The organism is Bradyrhizobium sp. 190 (assembly GCF_023073415.1).
Taxonomy (GTDB): Bacteria; Pseudomonadota; Alphaproteobacteria; order Rhizobiales; family Xanthobacteraceae; genus Bradyrhizobium.
The window spans coordinates 43,915-57,217 of record NZ_JADPJL010000032.1 but is presented as its reverse complement, the minus strand read 5'-3'; the positions used below and the strand labels follow the sequence as shown (position 1 = coordinate 57,217).

Genomic DNA, 13,303 nt, shown 5'->3' with positions numbered 1-13,303 from the left:
TTACCGCAGCGATCACGATCCGGAATGCCGGACGGATGACACATCGGAGGGAATATCCATGAAGGCGGCGATCCGTTCGAGCGCGCTCGCGCGAATATTTCTTGTGGCGGGATTTGGTGTGGCGTTGTCGGCAATGCCCGCTAGCGCGCAGAAGGCGGGCGGAAGCATTACCTTTGGCCTTGAACTCGATATTCCCGGCTTCGATGTGCTCAAGGTCGGTGTATTCGATACCTCGGCCGGAACTGCAGCAGCGGCGATTTTCGATACGCTAACGTCTCTGGACGACAAGGGCGTTGTGCAACCGAAACTCGCTCTGTCCTGGACTCCTTCCGAGGACTTCAAGACCTGGACCTTCAAGCTGCGACCTGGCGTTAAATTCCACGACGGCACACCATTCAACGCCAAAGCGTTCAAGGAGAATTTCGATCGGCAGAAAGATCCCGCCAACAAGTGTCGCTGTGCCTTTTATATTGCCTTTATCAACAGTGTGGAGGCGCCCGACGAATTGACGGTGGTCTACAATCTGAAGGACCCATCGGTGAACTTGCCGGCAATTGTGAGCTTTCCAAGCGGCAATAATTCGGTGCAGTCGCCGACGGCATGGAAGACCAAGGGCGATGACTACAACCGCAATCCGGTTGGCACCGGCCCCTATATCCTGAAGTCATGGGCCGCGGGGGACCGCATGGTGCTCGAGAAAAATCCCGACTATTGGAACAAGGGCCGTCCTTATCTCGACCGCATCGTCCTCAAGCCGCTGCCGGACGCGCAGTCGCGCTTTGCCAGCCTGCAATCCGGTGAGGCCGATATCATCTGGGACGACGAATTCGACGCCGACAACATCATGAAGGCGCAGAAGGATCCGAAGCTGACCGTGCACACCTATGTCGGGTCCGGCGCGCAGGTCTACGCCTTCAACACCAAGGTCGCCCCGTTCGACGATGTGCGTGTCCGCCAGGCGCTGGTGATGGCGATCGACCGCAAGAAGATGTCCCAAGCAATTACCAATGGTCTCGCAAGACCTGCCAGCAACCCCTACGGCGAAGGCTCCTGGGTCAAATGCAAGGACGATGGCGCGCTTCCCGAAGACCTCGAGAAGGCCAAGGCGCTGATCAAGGACTATGGCAAGCCCGTCGATTTCAAGATGCTCGTTACGGCGACGCCACGTGGGCGCACCGTCGGTCAGGTGCTGCAACAGTTCTGGAAGCGGGCTGGCGCCAACATGGAGATAGAGCAGGTCGACCAGGCCACCATCCCGCCGCGTGCCTTCATGCGCCAGTTCCAGTTGACGCCATGGCGGATCGTCGATCTCGCTGATCCCGATGTGCAGATGTATGCCAACTTCCGTACCGGCAGCCCGGTGGCGCTCGCCAACTATTCCAATCCCGAACTCGATAATCTGCTCGAGCGCGCGCGCACCACGGCCGATACGAACAAGCGCATCGAGGACTATTGCGCTATCAGCCGTATCATCAACAAGGAAGCGATCTGGTTCTGGACTTTCCAGAACACCTATTACGCGCTGTCGAGCGCGAAGCTTAAGGGCTTGCCAAAAATGTACAGCGGGGTGATCGACGTATCCAACACCTGGCTGGAATGATCTTCCATGCTGCTGTTTGTGGCGCGTAGGCTTCTGTACCTGATACCGGTCCTGATCGCCGTATCGCTGTTGACGTTCTTTATCGCGTCGCTGTTGCCGGGCGATCTCGCCTATACCATCCTCGGCGATCAGGCGACGCCGGAGAACGTCGCCGCGCTGCGCAAGGATATGGGGCTCGATCAGCCGGTCTGGATCCGTTACTTCGGCTGGCTCGGCAACATCCTGCAGGGCGATTTCGGCCGGTCGTTCCGCACCGGGCAAACCGTGCTGCAAGCGGTGACCGAGCGGTTGCCGGTATCGTTCGAACTGATGATCCTGGCCGAGATCATGGGCCTCGTCATCGGCGTTCCCCTGGCGATCGTCTGCGCCGCCCGCAGCGGCAGCGCGTTCGACCGTTTCATGACCGGCAGCGCGTTTGCCATGCTGTCGGTGCCGGCATTCCTGTCGGCGATCCTGCTGATCTATCTGTTTGCTGTGGAGCTGCGCTGGTTGCCGGCGACGGGCTACGTGCCCTTTACCGAAGACCCGGCCGGAAACCTGCGCTTCATGGTGTTGCCCGCGCTGACGCTGGCGCTGGCCGAATGGCCGGGGATCATGCGCGTGCTCCGCTCCGACATGATCGCAACCTTGCAGGAAGACTATATCGCGCTGGCGAAGGCCAAGGGACTGAAGGCGTCGCGTATCCTGTTCGTGCACGCGTTGAAGCCCTCTTCGCTGACGCTGGTCACGATCACAGGCATCAATATCGGACGATTGATCGGCGGTGCTGTCATCGTCGAGACGATCTTCGCGCTGCCGGGCATCGGCCGGCTGCTGGTCGGCGCGATCTATACCCGCGACCTCATCATCCTGCAGGGCGTGGTGCTGCTGGTCGCCGCCGGCTTCGTCATCATGAACTTCATTGTCGACCTGCTTTACGCCGTCCTCGATCCCAGGATCCGTCATGGCCACGCTTGAACTCACGATCGACGAAGGCGTCGCAGCGGAACCGGCAAAGCGCGGCCGCCGGCTGGGACTGCTGTTCTGGATGGCGATCGGCTGGATGACGTTCATGATTGCCGTTGCAATCCTCGCGCCCGTGCTGCCGCTGCCGAGCCCGACCGACATGGACATGCTGGAACGGCGCGCACCGTTCTCCGCGGAGCACTGGCTCGGGACCGACGGCCTCGGCCGCGACGAACTTTCCCGACTGATCTACGGGGCGCGGATCTCGCTCGTGGTCGGGCTTTGCGCACCGGTGATTGGGCTGACCATCGGCGGTGCGCTCGGCATGCTCGCGGGCTATTTTCGCGGGCGGTTCGAGTCGGTGGTCGTCGGCGGCATGGATGTGCTGCTGGCGTTCCCGCCTTTGATCCTGGCGATGGCTGTGACCGCCTATCTCGGGCAGTCGATTCTCAATCTCACCCTCATTCTCGGCTTCCTTGGTGTTCCCGCCTTCATGCGGGTCGCTCGGGCGGCAACGCTGACGCTGGCACGGCGTGAATTCGTCATCGCGGCGCAGGCGCTCGGCGCGACGCATGCGCGCATCCTGCTGCGCGAATTGCTGCCCAATGTCGCGCTGCCACTGCTGGCCTTCTTCCTGCTCGCAGTAGCTGTCACCATCGTGGTCGAGGGCGCGCTGTCCTTCCTCGGGCTTGGCGTGCCGCCGCCGATATCGAGCTGGGGCAGCATGATCGGGGAGGGGCGCGAGAGTCTCGACGTGGCGCCGCGGCTCGCTTTCCTGCCGGCAGCCGCGATGTTCCTCACCGTGCTTTCCTTCAATCTGGTCGGCGACACGCTGCGTGCGCTCACCGATCCACGTCAGGGCGCGCTGTGACCGGGAATACCTTGCTTTCCGTCGAGGACGTTGTCGTCGACCTGCCAACCCCGCGCGGCAATCTGCGCGCGGTGGATCATGTCGATCTCACCGTCGGCGCCGGCCAGACGCTCGGCGTCGTCGGCGAATCCGGTTGCGGCAAGACCATGCTGTCGCGGGCGATCCTGCAATTGCTGCCGAAGAAGGCAAAGCTGTCCGGCCGCGTGATGTTCGACGGGCAGGATCTCCTGCAACTTCCGCCGGAGAAACTGCGCAAGCTGCGCGGGCGCTCGCTGGCGGTCGTGTTCCAGGACCCGATGACCTCGCTCAACCCGGTGCTCACGATCGGCACCCAGTTGATCGAGACGCTGCAGGAGCATCTGGAACTCAACGACGCCACCGCCACGAGGCGCAGCGTCGAATTGCTCGCCGCGGTCGGCATTCCCGCGCCCGAACAAAGGCTGGCGCAATATCCGCACCAGCTCTCCGGCGGGATGCGGCAGCGCGTGGCGATCGCGATCGCGCTGTCGTGCGAGCCCAAACTCCTGATCGCCGACGAGCCGACCACCGCGCTCGACGTGACGATCCAGGCGCAGATCCTCGATCTCCTGGCGCGCGAGCAGCGCCGACGGCACATGGCGATGATCCTGATCACCCATGATCTCGGCGTCGTTGCCGGCCGCACCGATGAAGTTGCCGTGATGTATGCGGGCCGCGTGGTCGAACGCGCGCCGACGCCCGCCTTGTTCAAGAAGATGCGGATGCCCTACACCGAAGCGCTGCTGGCGGCGTTGCCCAAGCTCGACGCCGCGCCCCATACGCCGCTGCCGGCCATCTCGGGGCGTCCGCCCGATCCGACCCGGCCGCTGCAGGGCTGCTCGTTCTCGCCACGCTGCCGCTATGCGATGTCCCGCTGCCAGCGCGAGAAACCCGGGCTCGAAGCGGCAGAGACGAGCGCACACCAGTTCGCCTGCTTCCACCCGATCGAAACCCATGCGGATGCCAACGTATGATGCTGCAATCCGCGCCATCCATTTCACCTGACGCGCTGCTCGACGTCGACAATCTCGTTGTCGAATATCCTGTCGGCGCGAAGATCGTTCATGCGGTGTCCGGCGTGTCCTTGCAGATCGCCCGCGGCGAAACGCTCGGTCTGGTCGGGGAATCCGGCTGCGGAAAATCGACGCTGGGCCGGGCGGTGCTGCAGTTGCGCCGGCCGACGGCGGGGCGCGTCCTGTTCGACGGTCACGATCTCACGACGATGCAGGGCGATGCGCTGCGCCAGATGCGCCGCCGCGTGCAGTTGATCTTCCAGGACCCGATCGCCTCGCTGAACCCGCGCCGCAAGATCGGCGACATCGTCGCCGAGCCGTTGGTGATCGCGGGCGTCAAGGATCCGGAGAAGCGCGAGCGGCTCGTCCACGAGGTGCTCAGCGCTGTCGGGCTTGATCCGACGCTTGTTGTCGGGCGGCTGCCGCATGAATTCTCCGGCGGGCAATGCCAACGCATCTGCATCGCGCGCGCGCTCATTCTCAATCCGGAGTTCATCGTCTGCGACGAGCCGGTCTCCGCGCTCGATGTTTCCATTCGGGCGCAGATCCTCAACCTGCTGGAAGAGATGAAGGGCCGGTTCGGGTTGACGCTGCTGTTCATCGCGCACGATCTCGCGGTGGTAAAGGCCGTCAGCGACCGCGTCGCGGTGATGTATCTCGGCCGGCTCTGCGAAGTCGGCCCGTCCGAACAGCTCTTCGCCCGGCCGGCGCATCCCTATACCGCGCTGCTGATCGAGGCGATTCCGGTGCCCGATCCGGATGTCCGGCCCACCGAGACCGTGCCCGTGGGCGAGCCACCATCGCCGATCGCGCCGCCATCCGGCTGCCGGTTTCGCACCCGCTGTCCCCGTGCGGACCAGCGATGCAGCGATGAGATGCCGGAACTGCGCGCCGTGGCGCCGGGCCAGTTCGCGGCTTGCCATCACCCGCTGGTCTGAATACCGGGAGAGCGCTGCTCGCGTTTGTCTCGATTGGGCAGACGTGGCAATGTCCGCGCAAGAAGTGCCTGCCTAAGAACAAGAATGACGGGAGAGAAGCGATGAAGAGTTTTCAGGTCGCCGAGTTCAATGCACCGCTGAAAGAGGTGGATCAGGAAACGCCGCAGCCGACGGGCACGCAGGTGCTGATCAAGGTGAAGGCGGCCGGCGTCTGTCACAGCGACCTTCACATCTGGGAAGGCGGCTATGATCTCGGCCATGGCCGCAAGCCGCTGTCGCTGAAGGACCGCGGCGTGTCGCTGCCGCGCACGATGGGGCATGAGACGGTTGGCGAGGTAGTGGCGTTCGGGCCCGACGTCACCGCCGCCGACAAGGGCGATCTCAAGGTGGGCGATGTCGCGTTGGTCTATCCCTGGCTCGGCTGCGGCAAGTGCGCGACGTGTGTGGACGGCGACGAGAACATGTGCGTCGTCAAGCCGAACTCGCTCGGCGTCTATTGCGACGGCGGCTATGCCGATCACATGACGGTGCCGAACCCAAAGTACCTGTTGAATTTGAAAGGGCTCGATCCCGTCACCGCGGCGCCCTATGCCTGTTCCGGCGTCACCACCTACAGCGCGCTGAAGAAGGTCGAATTCGCTTTCAACTCGCCGATCGTCATCTTCGGCGCCGGCGGGCTCGGCTTGATGGCGCTGTCGCTGTTGAAGGCGATGGGCGGCAAGGGCGCCATCGTCGTCGACATCGATGCGCGCAAGCGCGAAGCCGCTGAAGCCGCCGGTGCGCTCGCCACCGTCGACGGCAAGGCGCCGGACGCGCTGGAGCAACTGGCGAAGGCGGCCGGCGGACCCATTCGCGCCGTGATCGATCTCGTCGGCAATGCGCAGACCTCGCAGCTCGGCTTCGACTGCCTGACCAAGGGCGGCAAGCTCGTCATCGTCGGCCTGTTCGGCGGCGGCGCGCCCTGGGCGCTGCCGCTGATCCCGATCAAGGCGATCACGATCCAGGGCAGCTATGTCGGTAATTTGCGCGAAACCGAGGAATTGCTCGAACTCGTTCGCAACAAGATGATCGCGCCGATTCCCGTCACGACGATGCCGCTCGCCAAGGCGAACGAAGCGCTGACCGACCTGCAGAAGGGCAAGCTGGTCGGCCGTGCGGTGCTGACGCCGTAGGTCCCGCTGTTGCCGTCGTCATTGCGAGGAGCGCAGCGACGAAGCAATCCATCCATCCGTTCTGCCGTGACATGGATTGCTTCGCTTCGCTCGCAATGACGGAAATAACTTCTGTCCGAATACCCCCGAGGAACCCACATGCCCGCAAACAACGCGCTCCACATCGCCGTGCTCGGCGGCGATGGCATCGGCCCTGAAGTGATGGCGCCGGCGCTGGAAGTCCTGCGCAAGATCGAGGCGACATCGGACCTCAAATTCCGCTTCACCGATGCCCCGGCCGGCGCCAACAATTATCTCGCGACCGGCAAATCGATGCCTGACAGCACCGTGCGGCTGTGCGAGGAAGCGGACGCCATCCTGCTCGGCGCCTGCGGCCTGCCGTCGGTGCGCTACCCTGACAATACCGAGATCGCTCCGCAGATCGAACTGCGCTTCCATTTCGACCTCTATGCCGGCGTGCGCCCGGCGCGGCTGATTCCAGGCGTGCCGAGCCCGATCGTCGGCGCCGACCAGCGCGGCATCGACCTCGTGCTGATCCGGGAATCCACCGAAGGGCTGTTCGCCTCGATGGGCAAGGGCGTGGTGACGGACGCCGAGGCGCGCGAGACGCTCGTGATTACGCGCAAAACCTCGGAGCGGCTGTTTGAATTCTCGTTCCGCGTCGCCGAACGCCGCAAGGCGCGCGGCAAGGCGAACGGCGGGTTGACCTGCGTCGACAAGGCCAACGTGTTCAGGGCGTTCGCGTTCTTTCGCGAGATGTTCGATGAAGCCGCCAAGCGCCATCCCGACGTCAGGGCAGACCGGCTCTATGTCGATGCCTGCTCGCTGATGATGGTGAAACGTCCCTGGGATTTCGACGTCATGGTGACGGAGAACATGTTCGGCGACATCCTCTCCGACCTCGCCGCCGGCTTGATCGGAGGCCTGGGCATGGCGCCCTCGGCCGATATCGGCGACCGCTACGCCGTGTTCCAGCCCTGCCACGGCACCGCCCCTGATATCATGGGACAGGGCAAGGCCAACCCGACGGCGATGATCCTGTCGGCCGCGATGATGCTGGACTGGCTCGCCGACAAGCACGGCCTCGAAAGCGCCGCTGAGGCCGGCGAGCGCATCGAGCGCGCGGTGGACAAGGCGTATGCGGGAGGAATCAAGCCGATGGAATTCGGCGGCAGCAACGGCACCGCGGACATTACGAAAGCGGTGCTGGCGGCGCTGTAGCTTGTAGCCCGGATGAGCGAAGCGAAATCCGGGGCCGCGGGTTCAAGAGTCCCGGATATCGCTTCGCTCATCCGGGCTACAAGGTGTCTCACTTCCCCTTGAACTGCGGCTTGCGCTTTTCCATGAAAGCCGTTCGTCCTTCGCGAAAATCTTCGCTGTCCATGCACTCCATGCCGATCGCCTTGATCGCGGCCATGTCGCGCTTGCTTTCGTCCTTCAGCACTTCGGCAATCGTGATCTTGGCGGCCTTGATGGCGAGCGGCGCGTTGCCGGAGATGGTGCGCGCGATTTCCAGGGTGGCGTCCCATAGTCCCGCATCCGGCAGAACACGATCGACCAATCCGATCCGTAAGGCTTCCGCAGCCTCGATCCGCATGCCCGTATACATGATGAGCCGCGCCCAGGACGGCCCGACCAGCGAGACCAGATGCTTGAGGCCGTCATAGCCATAGGCAATGCCGAGCCTGGCGGCGGGAATGCCGAACTGGCTGTTGTCGGAAGCGATACGGATATCCGTTAGCATCGCGACCTGCATGCCGCCGCCGAGGCAGAAGCCGCGAATGCAGGCAATCGTCGGCTTCGGATAGCTCGCCAGCAGCGCACGCTGCGCCTCGCTCCGTTTCGAATATTCTTCCGAGGCCGCCGCGTTGTGGCGGGTCTTTTCGAACTGGCTGATATCGGCGCCCGAGACGAAGGCCTTGTCGCCGGCGCCGACCAGGATCACGACGCGGACGTCGGGATTGTCGCGCAGCTCGACCAGCGCGTGGCCCAGGCCCTCCCACATTTCGAGCGACATGGCATTGCGCTTGTCGGGATTGTTGAACGTGATGACGCCGACGCCATCGCTGAGGCTTTGCAGGATCTTGCCATCGGCGTGGGTTGTTTCGGCGCTTTTGGGGATGTCGAGCATCGGTTGCTGCTTTCAGTCGGGAAGGTTGGTCCATTGTCGGACAAGCTTCGCGCCGAGGTCAATCGTTGACGAGGTCAATCGTTGCATCTTCCGTTGCGTCGAGACCGGCAACAGGTGCGGGGAGGGAATGCCAGATCGTCGGCGCAGGCCTGAGCTCACGCGCGCGGCGGCGTGGCGGTATAGCCATGACGGTGGTGGAGACCTTGCGGACGCTAGCGCCCACGACTATTCGCCGGAACGTGCCGCGCAGCTTTCTTGCTGTGATGCGGCCGGACTCCGCCATTTCGCGATGGCAACAAACCGATCTTGTCCCGGCCAGATCAAGATCAGGCCTAGCGCAGCAACAGGCTACCCGGCGATTTCTCGCGTCGATTGATCGGGTCCGCGGTGCTGCGGTCCAGGCGCGATAATGCCTAGCCCTCGTTGGCGGCGATCGATTCCATCAAGGACACCAGCTGACGCTGAACGGTCTGGTCCTTGATCTTGCTGTAGGCACGCAACAGCCTCAGGCTGAACGCGCTGTCCAGGAAGAGCAGGCTCTCGACTTCGCGCGCCTTGCCGTCGCCGTCGTAGAAGAACGTCACCGGCACGTCGAGCGCGGTCGCGATTGCCTGAAGACGCGCAGCGCCGACGCGGTTGACGCCCTTCTCGTACTTCTGGACCTGCTGGAAGCTGACGCCGAGCTTGTCGCCGAGCTCCGCTTGGGAGATTTTCTGTTCCACACGACGCAGGCGAATCCGCTTACCCAATTCGATATCGGGTTTGCCGGCGCTGCGCTGCTTCATCTTTTTCGCTGCTGATCTGTTCATTCTGGTTTTACCGTCCTTGAATCGGGAAACCCTGGCAAAAGTAGGTCAGAGGTTCATCCGCATTTGCCGTGTTTAAAGTCAGTCCGAACCGTGAGGTTGCATAGAGAACCACAGGAATCCTGAGATATTACTGGATGGTAGCCAAACGCATGCGCGCATTGGAAGCATCCAGATACCGGCGTCGCCAACTACCTAAAGCTGTCGGCACCCGGGGCGATTTGGCAAAAAACCCCGCCCACTACATTTGACAAAATATTCGACAAACCACAACCACCGCGAGTTCAATGGCCACAGATTTTGGCCGGCATGCTTACTGCGTAGCGCTCAAGTACCGGATTTCTACGGGGTTTTCCGGCCGATACTGCGTTTCGCTTGCAGCGCGTGCCGGCTCGACATCGGCGTGCATCGCGTGAAATGCCCGCGAACAGTGATGCCTGACAAAATGCAGCAAAGTTCAGTTTCGGTTTCAGATCAAGCGGGACGGGAAATTGCGGCAAGCAGCGTGCCCGCACGTCATGCGCGCCTCTGACAGAGCGGCCAGAATCGACATCGCGCAACATTTGCGGCGTGTCGACTGCCTGCGCAATGAACATCGCCGCCGGCTTCAGATGGAATCGCAAGACGTTGCTTCGGCAACTGATAGCCGGGAGCCGTGACGAGCGCTTGCGGCTGTTTGCGGATGGGGTCAGCGGTTGGGCCGGCGCCTCCGGGGCGAGGTTTGCCGAAATGATTGCGATCATCAGCCCAGCTGTCTGCGGCCTATTGGCCCAGGGTACTACTTAAATTGGCTTCCACAGCCGCGCCGTTTTGCATACGCTTTGCTGTAGTGGCCGCGTCGTCGGTCAGGCCAAAGTCCCGCTTACAAGGGACGGGCATTACAGGGGAGGAACGCCATGAAGCGAAGAACCGTACTTGCGGGCCTTGGTGCGACGGCGGCTGCCGGCGCGCTGGGCATGCCATCGATCCTCAGGGCACAAGCGCCCGTCACGCTCAACGGAGCCGTGCAGTTCAACGACGACCACGCTTTCACCAAGGCGCTGACCCGGTTTGAAGAACTGGTGAAGAAGTATTACGGCAAGCCCGTCAACTTCACGCTGCACAAGAATTCATCGCTTGGTCTCGAGAAACAGTATTTCGAGTATATGTCGCAGGGCAAGGCGGTCGATTACGGCATCGTCTCGCCGGCCCACATGTCGACCTTTGCGAAGGCGGCGCCGTTCATCGATGCGCCCTTTGTGTTCAAGGGCATCGAGCACATGAACAAGGTCGTCGAGCAGAATATCCTGGCGCCGGTCGCCGATGAAATCGCTGTCAAGGCCGAGGTCGTTCTGATCGGCTATGCAGGCGGCGGGATCCGCAACATCTTCGCCAATAAGCCGCTCAAGAACCTCGCCGATCTCAAGGGTCTCAAGGTTCGCGTGCAGGGCGCTCCGATCTGGTCGAAGACGTTTGCCGCCGTCGGCATGAGCCCGACCGTGATCGCCTACAATGAAGTCTACAACGCCATCCAGAACGGCGTGATCTCGGCCGGCGAAAACGAGGCGGCCGGTGTTGAGGCGATGAAGTTCTACGAAGTCGCGCCGCACCTCAACCTGACGCAGCATGCGGTATCGATCCGGCCGATCTGCTTCTCGGTGAAAACGCTGAAGACCTTGCCGAAGGACTTGCAGGACGCGATCATGAAGGCCGGCAAGGAGGCTGGCGATTACGGCCGTCAATTGGAGTCGAGCGAGGAAGTCGTCAAGCTCGACACGCTGGAGAAGGCCGGCAAGCTCAAGCGCGTTCCGTTCGAGGAGCGCGACGCCATGAAGAAGCTCGCCGACCCCGTGATGGCCACCTACGCCAAGGAAATCGGCGCCGAGGGCATCTTCGAGAAGATCAACGTCGCGTAGGATTCTCACACCGACCGACAGGACATCGGGGCAAGCCTTGCGGCTTGCCCCATCGGTGATCGTTATCCCTCCGGAGCCATGATGACTGAAATACCGATGCCGCCGCACCCGTCGCTATGGCGCCGAGCGACGGCGGCCTATGCAAAATTGCTGGAAATCCTGCTCGCCGCCTGCGTCGGCATTCTGGTCATTCCGGTCACGCTGCAGATCATCTCGCGCTACACGCCGTTCATCCCGTCCTACATCTGGACCGAGGAGATGGCGCGCTTCATGTTCGTCTGGACGATCATGATCGGCGCCATGGTCGGCATCAGAGAGTCGCAGCATTTCGAGGTCGATGTCTGGCCCGACCTGTCGCGACGAAGCGAAGCCGCGGTGCGGATTCTCGCGCGCCTGGGCGTGCTGGCGATGGCGCTGGTGTTCGTTTGGGCCGGGCTCGAATTCACGCGGTTTGCCTGGAACCGAACATCCGAACTGGCCGATTTGCCGCTCTGGCTGATCCATGTCGCATGGCCGGTGGCCGGCGTGACGTGGATCGTGTTTGCGGGTGAGCAGATCCTCGATGAGCTGCGGATTCTGCTTGGGGCAAAACAATGAGCGGCAATGTTCTTTCTGCCGGACAGGCCGCAATGGTCCTGTTCGGGGTTTTCGTCGGCCTGCTCATCATTCGCGTGCCGGTCGCCTTTGCGCTCGGCCTTGCCTGCGTGCCGATCCTCTTGATCGAGCCGCGCCTGTCGATCATGACGCTCGCGCAGGAGACCTTCAACGCCTACAATTCGTTCATCCTGCTGGCGGTGCCGTTCTTCCTGCTGACGGCCAACCTGATGAGCATCGGCGGCATCACCGACCGCCTGGTCGCGTTGTCGCGCTCGATGGTCGGGCATTGGCCGGGATCGCTGGCGCAGATCAATGTCGTGCTGTCGGTGTTCTTTGCCGGCATCTCCGGCTCCTCCACCGCTGATGCGGCGAGCCAATCGAAGATCTTCATCGATGCCCAGACCAAGGAGGGCTACGACCTCTCGTTCTCCATCGCCATCACCGCGGTCTCGGCCGTGCTCGCCGTCATCATCCCACCCTCGATCCTGATGATCGTGTGGGGTGGGCTGATTTCGACCTCGATCGCCGCGATGTACCTTGCCGGCATCGTGCCGGGCCTTCTGATCGCGGGCGCGCAGATGGCCACGGTCCATGTCTACGCGGTGCGCCGCGGCTATCCGACCTACCCGAAATACAGCTGGACGGGCATGTGGTGGGCGATCTGGCGGTCGATCCCGGCGCTGATGACGCCGTTCATCATCGTCGGCGGCATTTTGCTCGGCTGGTTCACCGCGACCGAATCCGCCTGCGTCGCGGTGCTTTATTCCGTTGCGCTGTCGACGTTCTTTTACCGCGAAACCGGCGCGCGCGAACTTTACAAGGCGCTGCTTGATACCGGGCGACTGGCGGGGGTCGCGCTGTTTTGCGTCGGCACCGCAAGCGCGTTCGGCTGGCTGCTGGCCTACTACAAGATTCCGCAGGAACTGCTGGCCAATGTGTCGACCTGGGGAATGGGGTCGATCGCAGCGGGCTTCTTTATCGCCTTCTGCTTTCTGGTGGTGGGCTGCTTCCTCGACGCTATTCCTGCGATCGTGATCGTCGGCACGGTGCTGGAGCCGCTGGCGAGGTCGGTCGATCTCCATCCGGTGCAGTTTGCGATCATCTCGATCGTCTCGCTGGCGTTCGGGCTGGTGACGCCGCCGTACGGGCTGTGTCTGATGATCGCCTGCTCGATCGCGGGCGTGCGGCTGCGCTATGCGCTGAAGGACACCGTCATCATGCTGATTCCAATGCTGCTGGTGCTGGCCGCGCTGATCATCTGGCCCGAGGTCTCGCTGTTCCTGCCGCGATTGATCGTGCCGGAGATGCTTAAATAGC

The 13,303-nt window shown here is 62.6% G+C and carries 13 protein-coding genes; 10 read left to right on the top strand and 3 right to left on the bottom strand.

Annotated features, from left to right (window positions below; translation table 11 throughout):
* Window positions 1-58 precede the first annotated feature (58 nt).
* The 7 genes from IVB22_RS19645 to IVB22_RS19615 all read left to right on the top strand — a co-directional run bounded on the left by IVB22_RS19645 (window position 59) and on the right by IVB22_RS19615 (window position 7,778).
* Entirely contained in the window at window positions 59-1,600 is a 1,542-nt protein-coding gene (locus tag IVB22_RS19645) for an ABC transporter substrate-binding protein (RefSeq protein WP_247518930.1), read from the top strand.
* Window positions 1,601-1,606: 6 nt separating this feature from the next.
* Window positions 1,607-2,557, top strand: coding sequence for an ABC transporter permease (locus IVB22_RS19640; RefSeq protein ID WP_247518929.1), 951 nt, complete (start codon window positions 1,607-1,609; stop codon window positions 2,555-2,557).
* On the top strand, window positions 2,544-3,416 hold the full coding sequence (locus IVB22_RS19635; protein ID WP_247518928.1) for an ABC transporter permease: 873 nt from the start codon (window positions 2,544-2,546) through the stop codon (window positions 3,414-3,416). Before IVB22_RS19640 ends, IVB22_RS19635 begins: the two co-directional genes overlap by 14 nt.
* The gene (locus tag IVB22_RS19630; RefSeq protein WP_247518927.1) at window positions 3,413-4,408 is read left to right on the top strand and encodes an ABC transporter ATP-binding protein; all 996 of its coding nucleotides are present in this window, start codon (window positions 3,413-3,415) and stop codon (window positions 4,406-4,408) included. The genes IVB22_RS19635 and IVB22_RS19630 overlap by 4 nt, the downstream gene beginning before the upstream one ends.
* Window positions 4,405-5,385 (top strand): ABC transporter ATP-binding protein, encoded by a 981-nt coding sequence (locus IVB22_RS19625; RefSeq protein WP_247518926.1) that lies wholly within the window; start codon window positions 4,405-4,407, stop codon window positions 5,383-5,385. Before IVB22_RS19630 ends, IVB22_RS19625 begins: the two co-directional genes overlap by 4 nt.
* A gap of 101 nt (window positions 5,386-5,486) precedes the next feature.
* Complete coding sequence (locus tag IVB22_RS19620; protein ID WP_247518925.1) at window positions 5,487-6,557, top strand: alcohol dehydrogenase; 1,071 nt, start codon at window positions 5,487-5,489, stop codon at window positions 6,555-6,557.
* A gap of 138 nt (window positions 6,558-6,695) precedes the next feature.
* Window positions 6,696-7,778 (top strand): isocitrate/isopropylmalate dehydrogenase family protein, encoded by a 1,083-nt coding sequence (locus tag IVB22_RS19615; RefSeq protein ID WP_247518924.1) that lies wholly within the window; start codon window positions 6,696-6,698, stop codon window positions 7,776-7,778.
* Window positions 7,779-7,866: 88 nt separating this feature from the next.
* On the opposite strand, the gene IVB22_RS19610 is transcribed toward IVB22_RS19615, so the two are convergent.
* The 3 genes from IVB22_RS19610 to IVB22_RS19600 all read right to left on the bottom strand — a co-directional run bounded on the left by IVB22_RS19610 (window position 7,867) and on the right by IVB22_RS19600 (window position 10,237).
* A complete protein-coding gene (locus IVB22_RS19610; protein ID WP_247518923.1) occupies window positions 7,867-8,688 on the bottom strand; it encodes an enoyl-CoA hydratase in 822 nt (273 codons plus the stop codon).
* A gap of 413 nt (window positions 8,689-9,101) precedes the next feature.
* On the bottom strand, window positions 9,102-9,497 hold the full coding sequence (locus tag IVB22_RS19605; RefSeq protein ID WP_212418902.1) for a helix-turn-helix domain-containing protein: 396 nt from the start codon (window positions 9,495-9,497) through the stop codon (window positions 9,102-9,104).
* Between the two features lie 281 nt (window positions 9,498-9,778).
* Window positions 9,779-10,237 carry a hypothetical protein gene (locus IVB22_RS19600; RefSeq protein ID WP_247518922.1) on the bottom strand — a complete coding sequence of 153 codons (459 nt, stop codon included), beginning with the start codon at window positions 10,235-10,237 and terminating at the stop codon, window positions 9,779-9,781.
* Between the two features lie 153 nt (window positions 10,238-10,390).
* Here IVB22_RS19600 and IVB22_RS19595 point away from each other — a divergent pair, with 153 nt between their 5' ends.
* The 3 genes from IVB22_RS19595 to IVB22_RS19585 all read left to right on the top strand — a co-directional run bounded on the left by IVB22_RS19595 (window position 10,391) and on the right by IVB22_RS19585 (window position 13,302).
* Window positions 10,391-11,389 (top strand): TRAP transporter substrate-binding protein, encoded by a 999-nt coding sequence (locus IVB22_RS19595; RefSeq protein ID WP_247518921.1) that lies wholly within the window; start codon window positions 10,391-10,393, stop codon window positions 11,387-11,389.
* Window positions 11,390-11,470: 81 nt separating this feature from the next.
* Window positions 11,471-11,986, top strand: coding sequence for a TRAP transporter small permease (locus IVB22_RS19590; RefSeq protein ID WP_247518920.1), 516 nt, complete (start codon window positions 11,471-11,473; stop codon window positions 11,984-11,986).
* Window positions 11,983-13,302, top strand: a complete 1,320-nt coding sequence (locus IVB22_RS19585) for a TRAP transporter large permease (RefSeq protein ID WP_247518919.1) — start codon at window positions 11,983-11,985, stop codon at window positions 13,300-13,302. The genes IVB22_RS19590 and IVB22_RS19585 overlap by 4 nt, the downstream gene beginning before the upstream one ends.
* The last annotated feature ends 1 nt before the right edge of the window (window position 13,303 follow it).

Bases quoted from the DNA above. Each gene is read 5' to 3' on its own strand.
- IVB22_RS19645 (WP_247518930.1), top strand. From the start codon at position 59: ATGAAGGCGGCGATCCGTTCGAGCGCGCTCGCGCGAATATTTCTTGTG.
- IVB22_RS19640 (WP_247518929.1), top strand. From the start codon at position 1,607: ATGCTGCTGTTTGTGGCGCGTAGGCTTCTGTACCTGATACCGGTCCTG.
- IVB22_RS19635 (WP_247518928.1), top strand. From the start codon at position 2,544: ATGGCCACGCTTGAACTCACGATCGACGAAGGCGTCGCAGCGGAACCG.
- IVB22_RS19625 (WP_247518926.1), top strand. From the start codon at position 4,405: ATGATGCTGCAATCCGCGCCATCCATTTCACCTGACGCGCTGCTCGAC.
- IVB22_RS19620 (WP_247518925.1), top strand. From the start codon at position 5,487: ATGAAGAGTTTTCAGGTCGCCGAGTTCAATGCACCGCTGAAAGAGGTG.
- IVB22_RS19615 (WP_247518924.1), top strand. From the start codon at position 6,696: ATGCCCGCAAACAACGCGCTCCACATCGCCGTGCTCGGCGGCGATGGC.
- IVB22_RS19610 (WP_247518923.1), bottom strand. From the start codon at position 8,688: ATGCTCGACATCCCCAAAAGCGCCGAAACAACCCACGCCGATGGCAAG.
- IVB22_RS19605 (WP_212418902.1), bottom strand. From the start codon at position 9,497: ATGAACAGATCAGCAGCGAAAAAGATGAAGCAGCGCAGCGCCGGCAAA.
- IVB22_RS19600 (WP_247518922.1), bottom strand. From the start codon at position 10,237: ATGATCGCAATCATTTCGGCAAACCTCGCCCCGGAGGCGCCGGCCCAA.
- IVB22_RS19595 (WP_247518921.1), top strand. From the start codon at position 10,391: ATGAAGCGAAGAACCGTACTTGCGGGCCTTGGTGCGACGGCGGCTGCC.
- IVB22_RS19590 (WP_247518920.1), top strand. From the start codon at position 11,471: ATGACTGAAATACCGATGCCGCCGCACCCGTCGCTATGGCGCCGAGCG.
- IVB22_RS19585 (WP_247518919.1), top strand. From the start codon at position 11,983: ATGAGCGGCAATGTTCTTTCTGCCGGACAGGCCGCAATGGTCCTGTTC.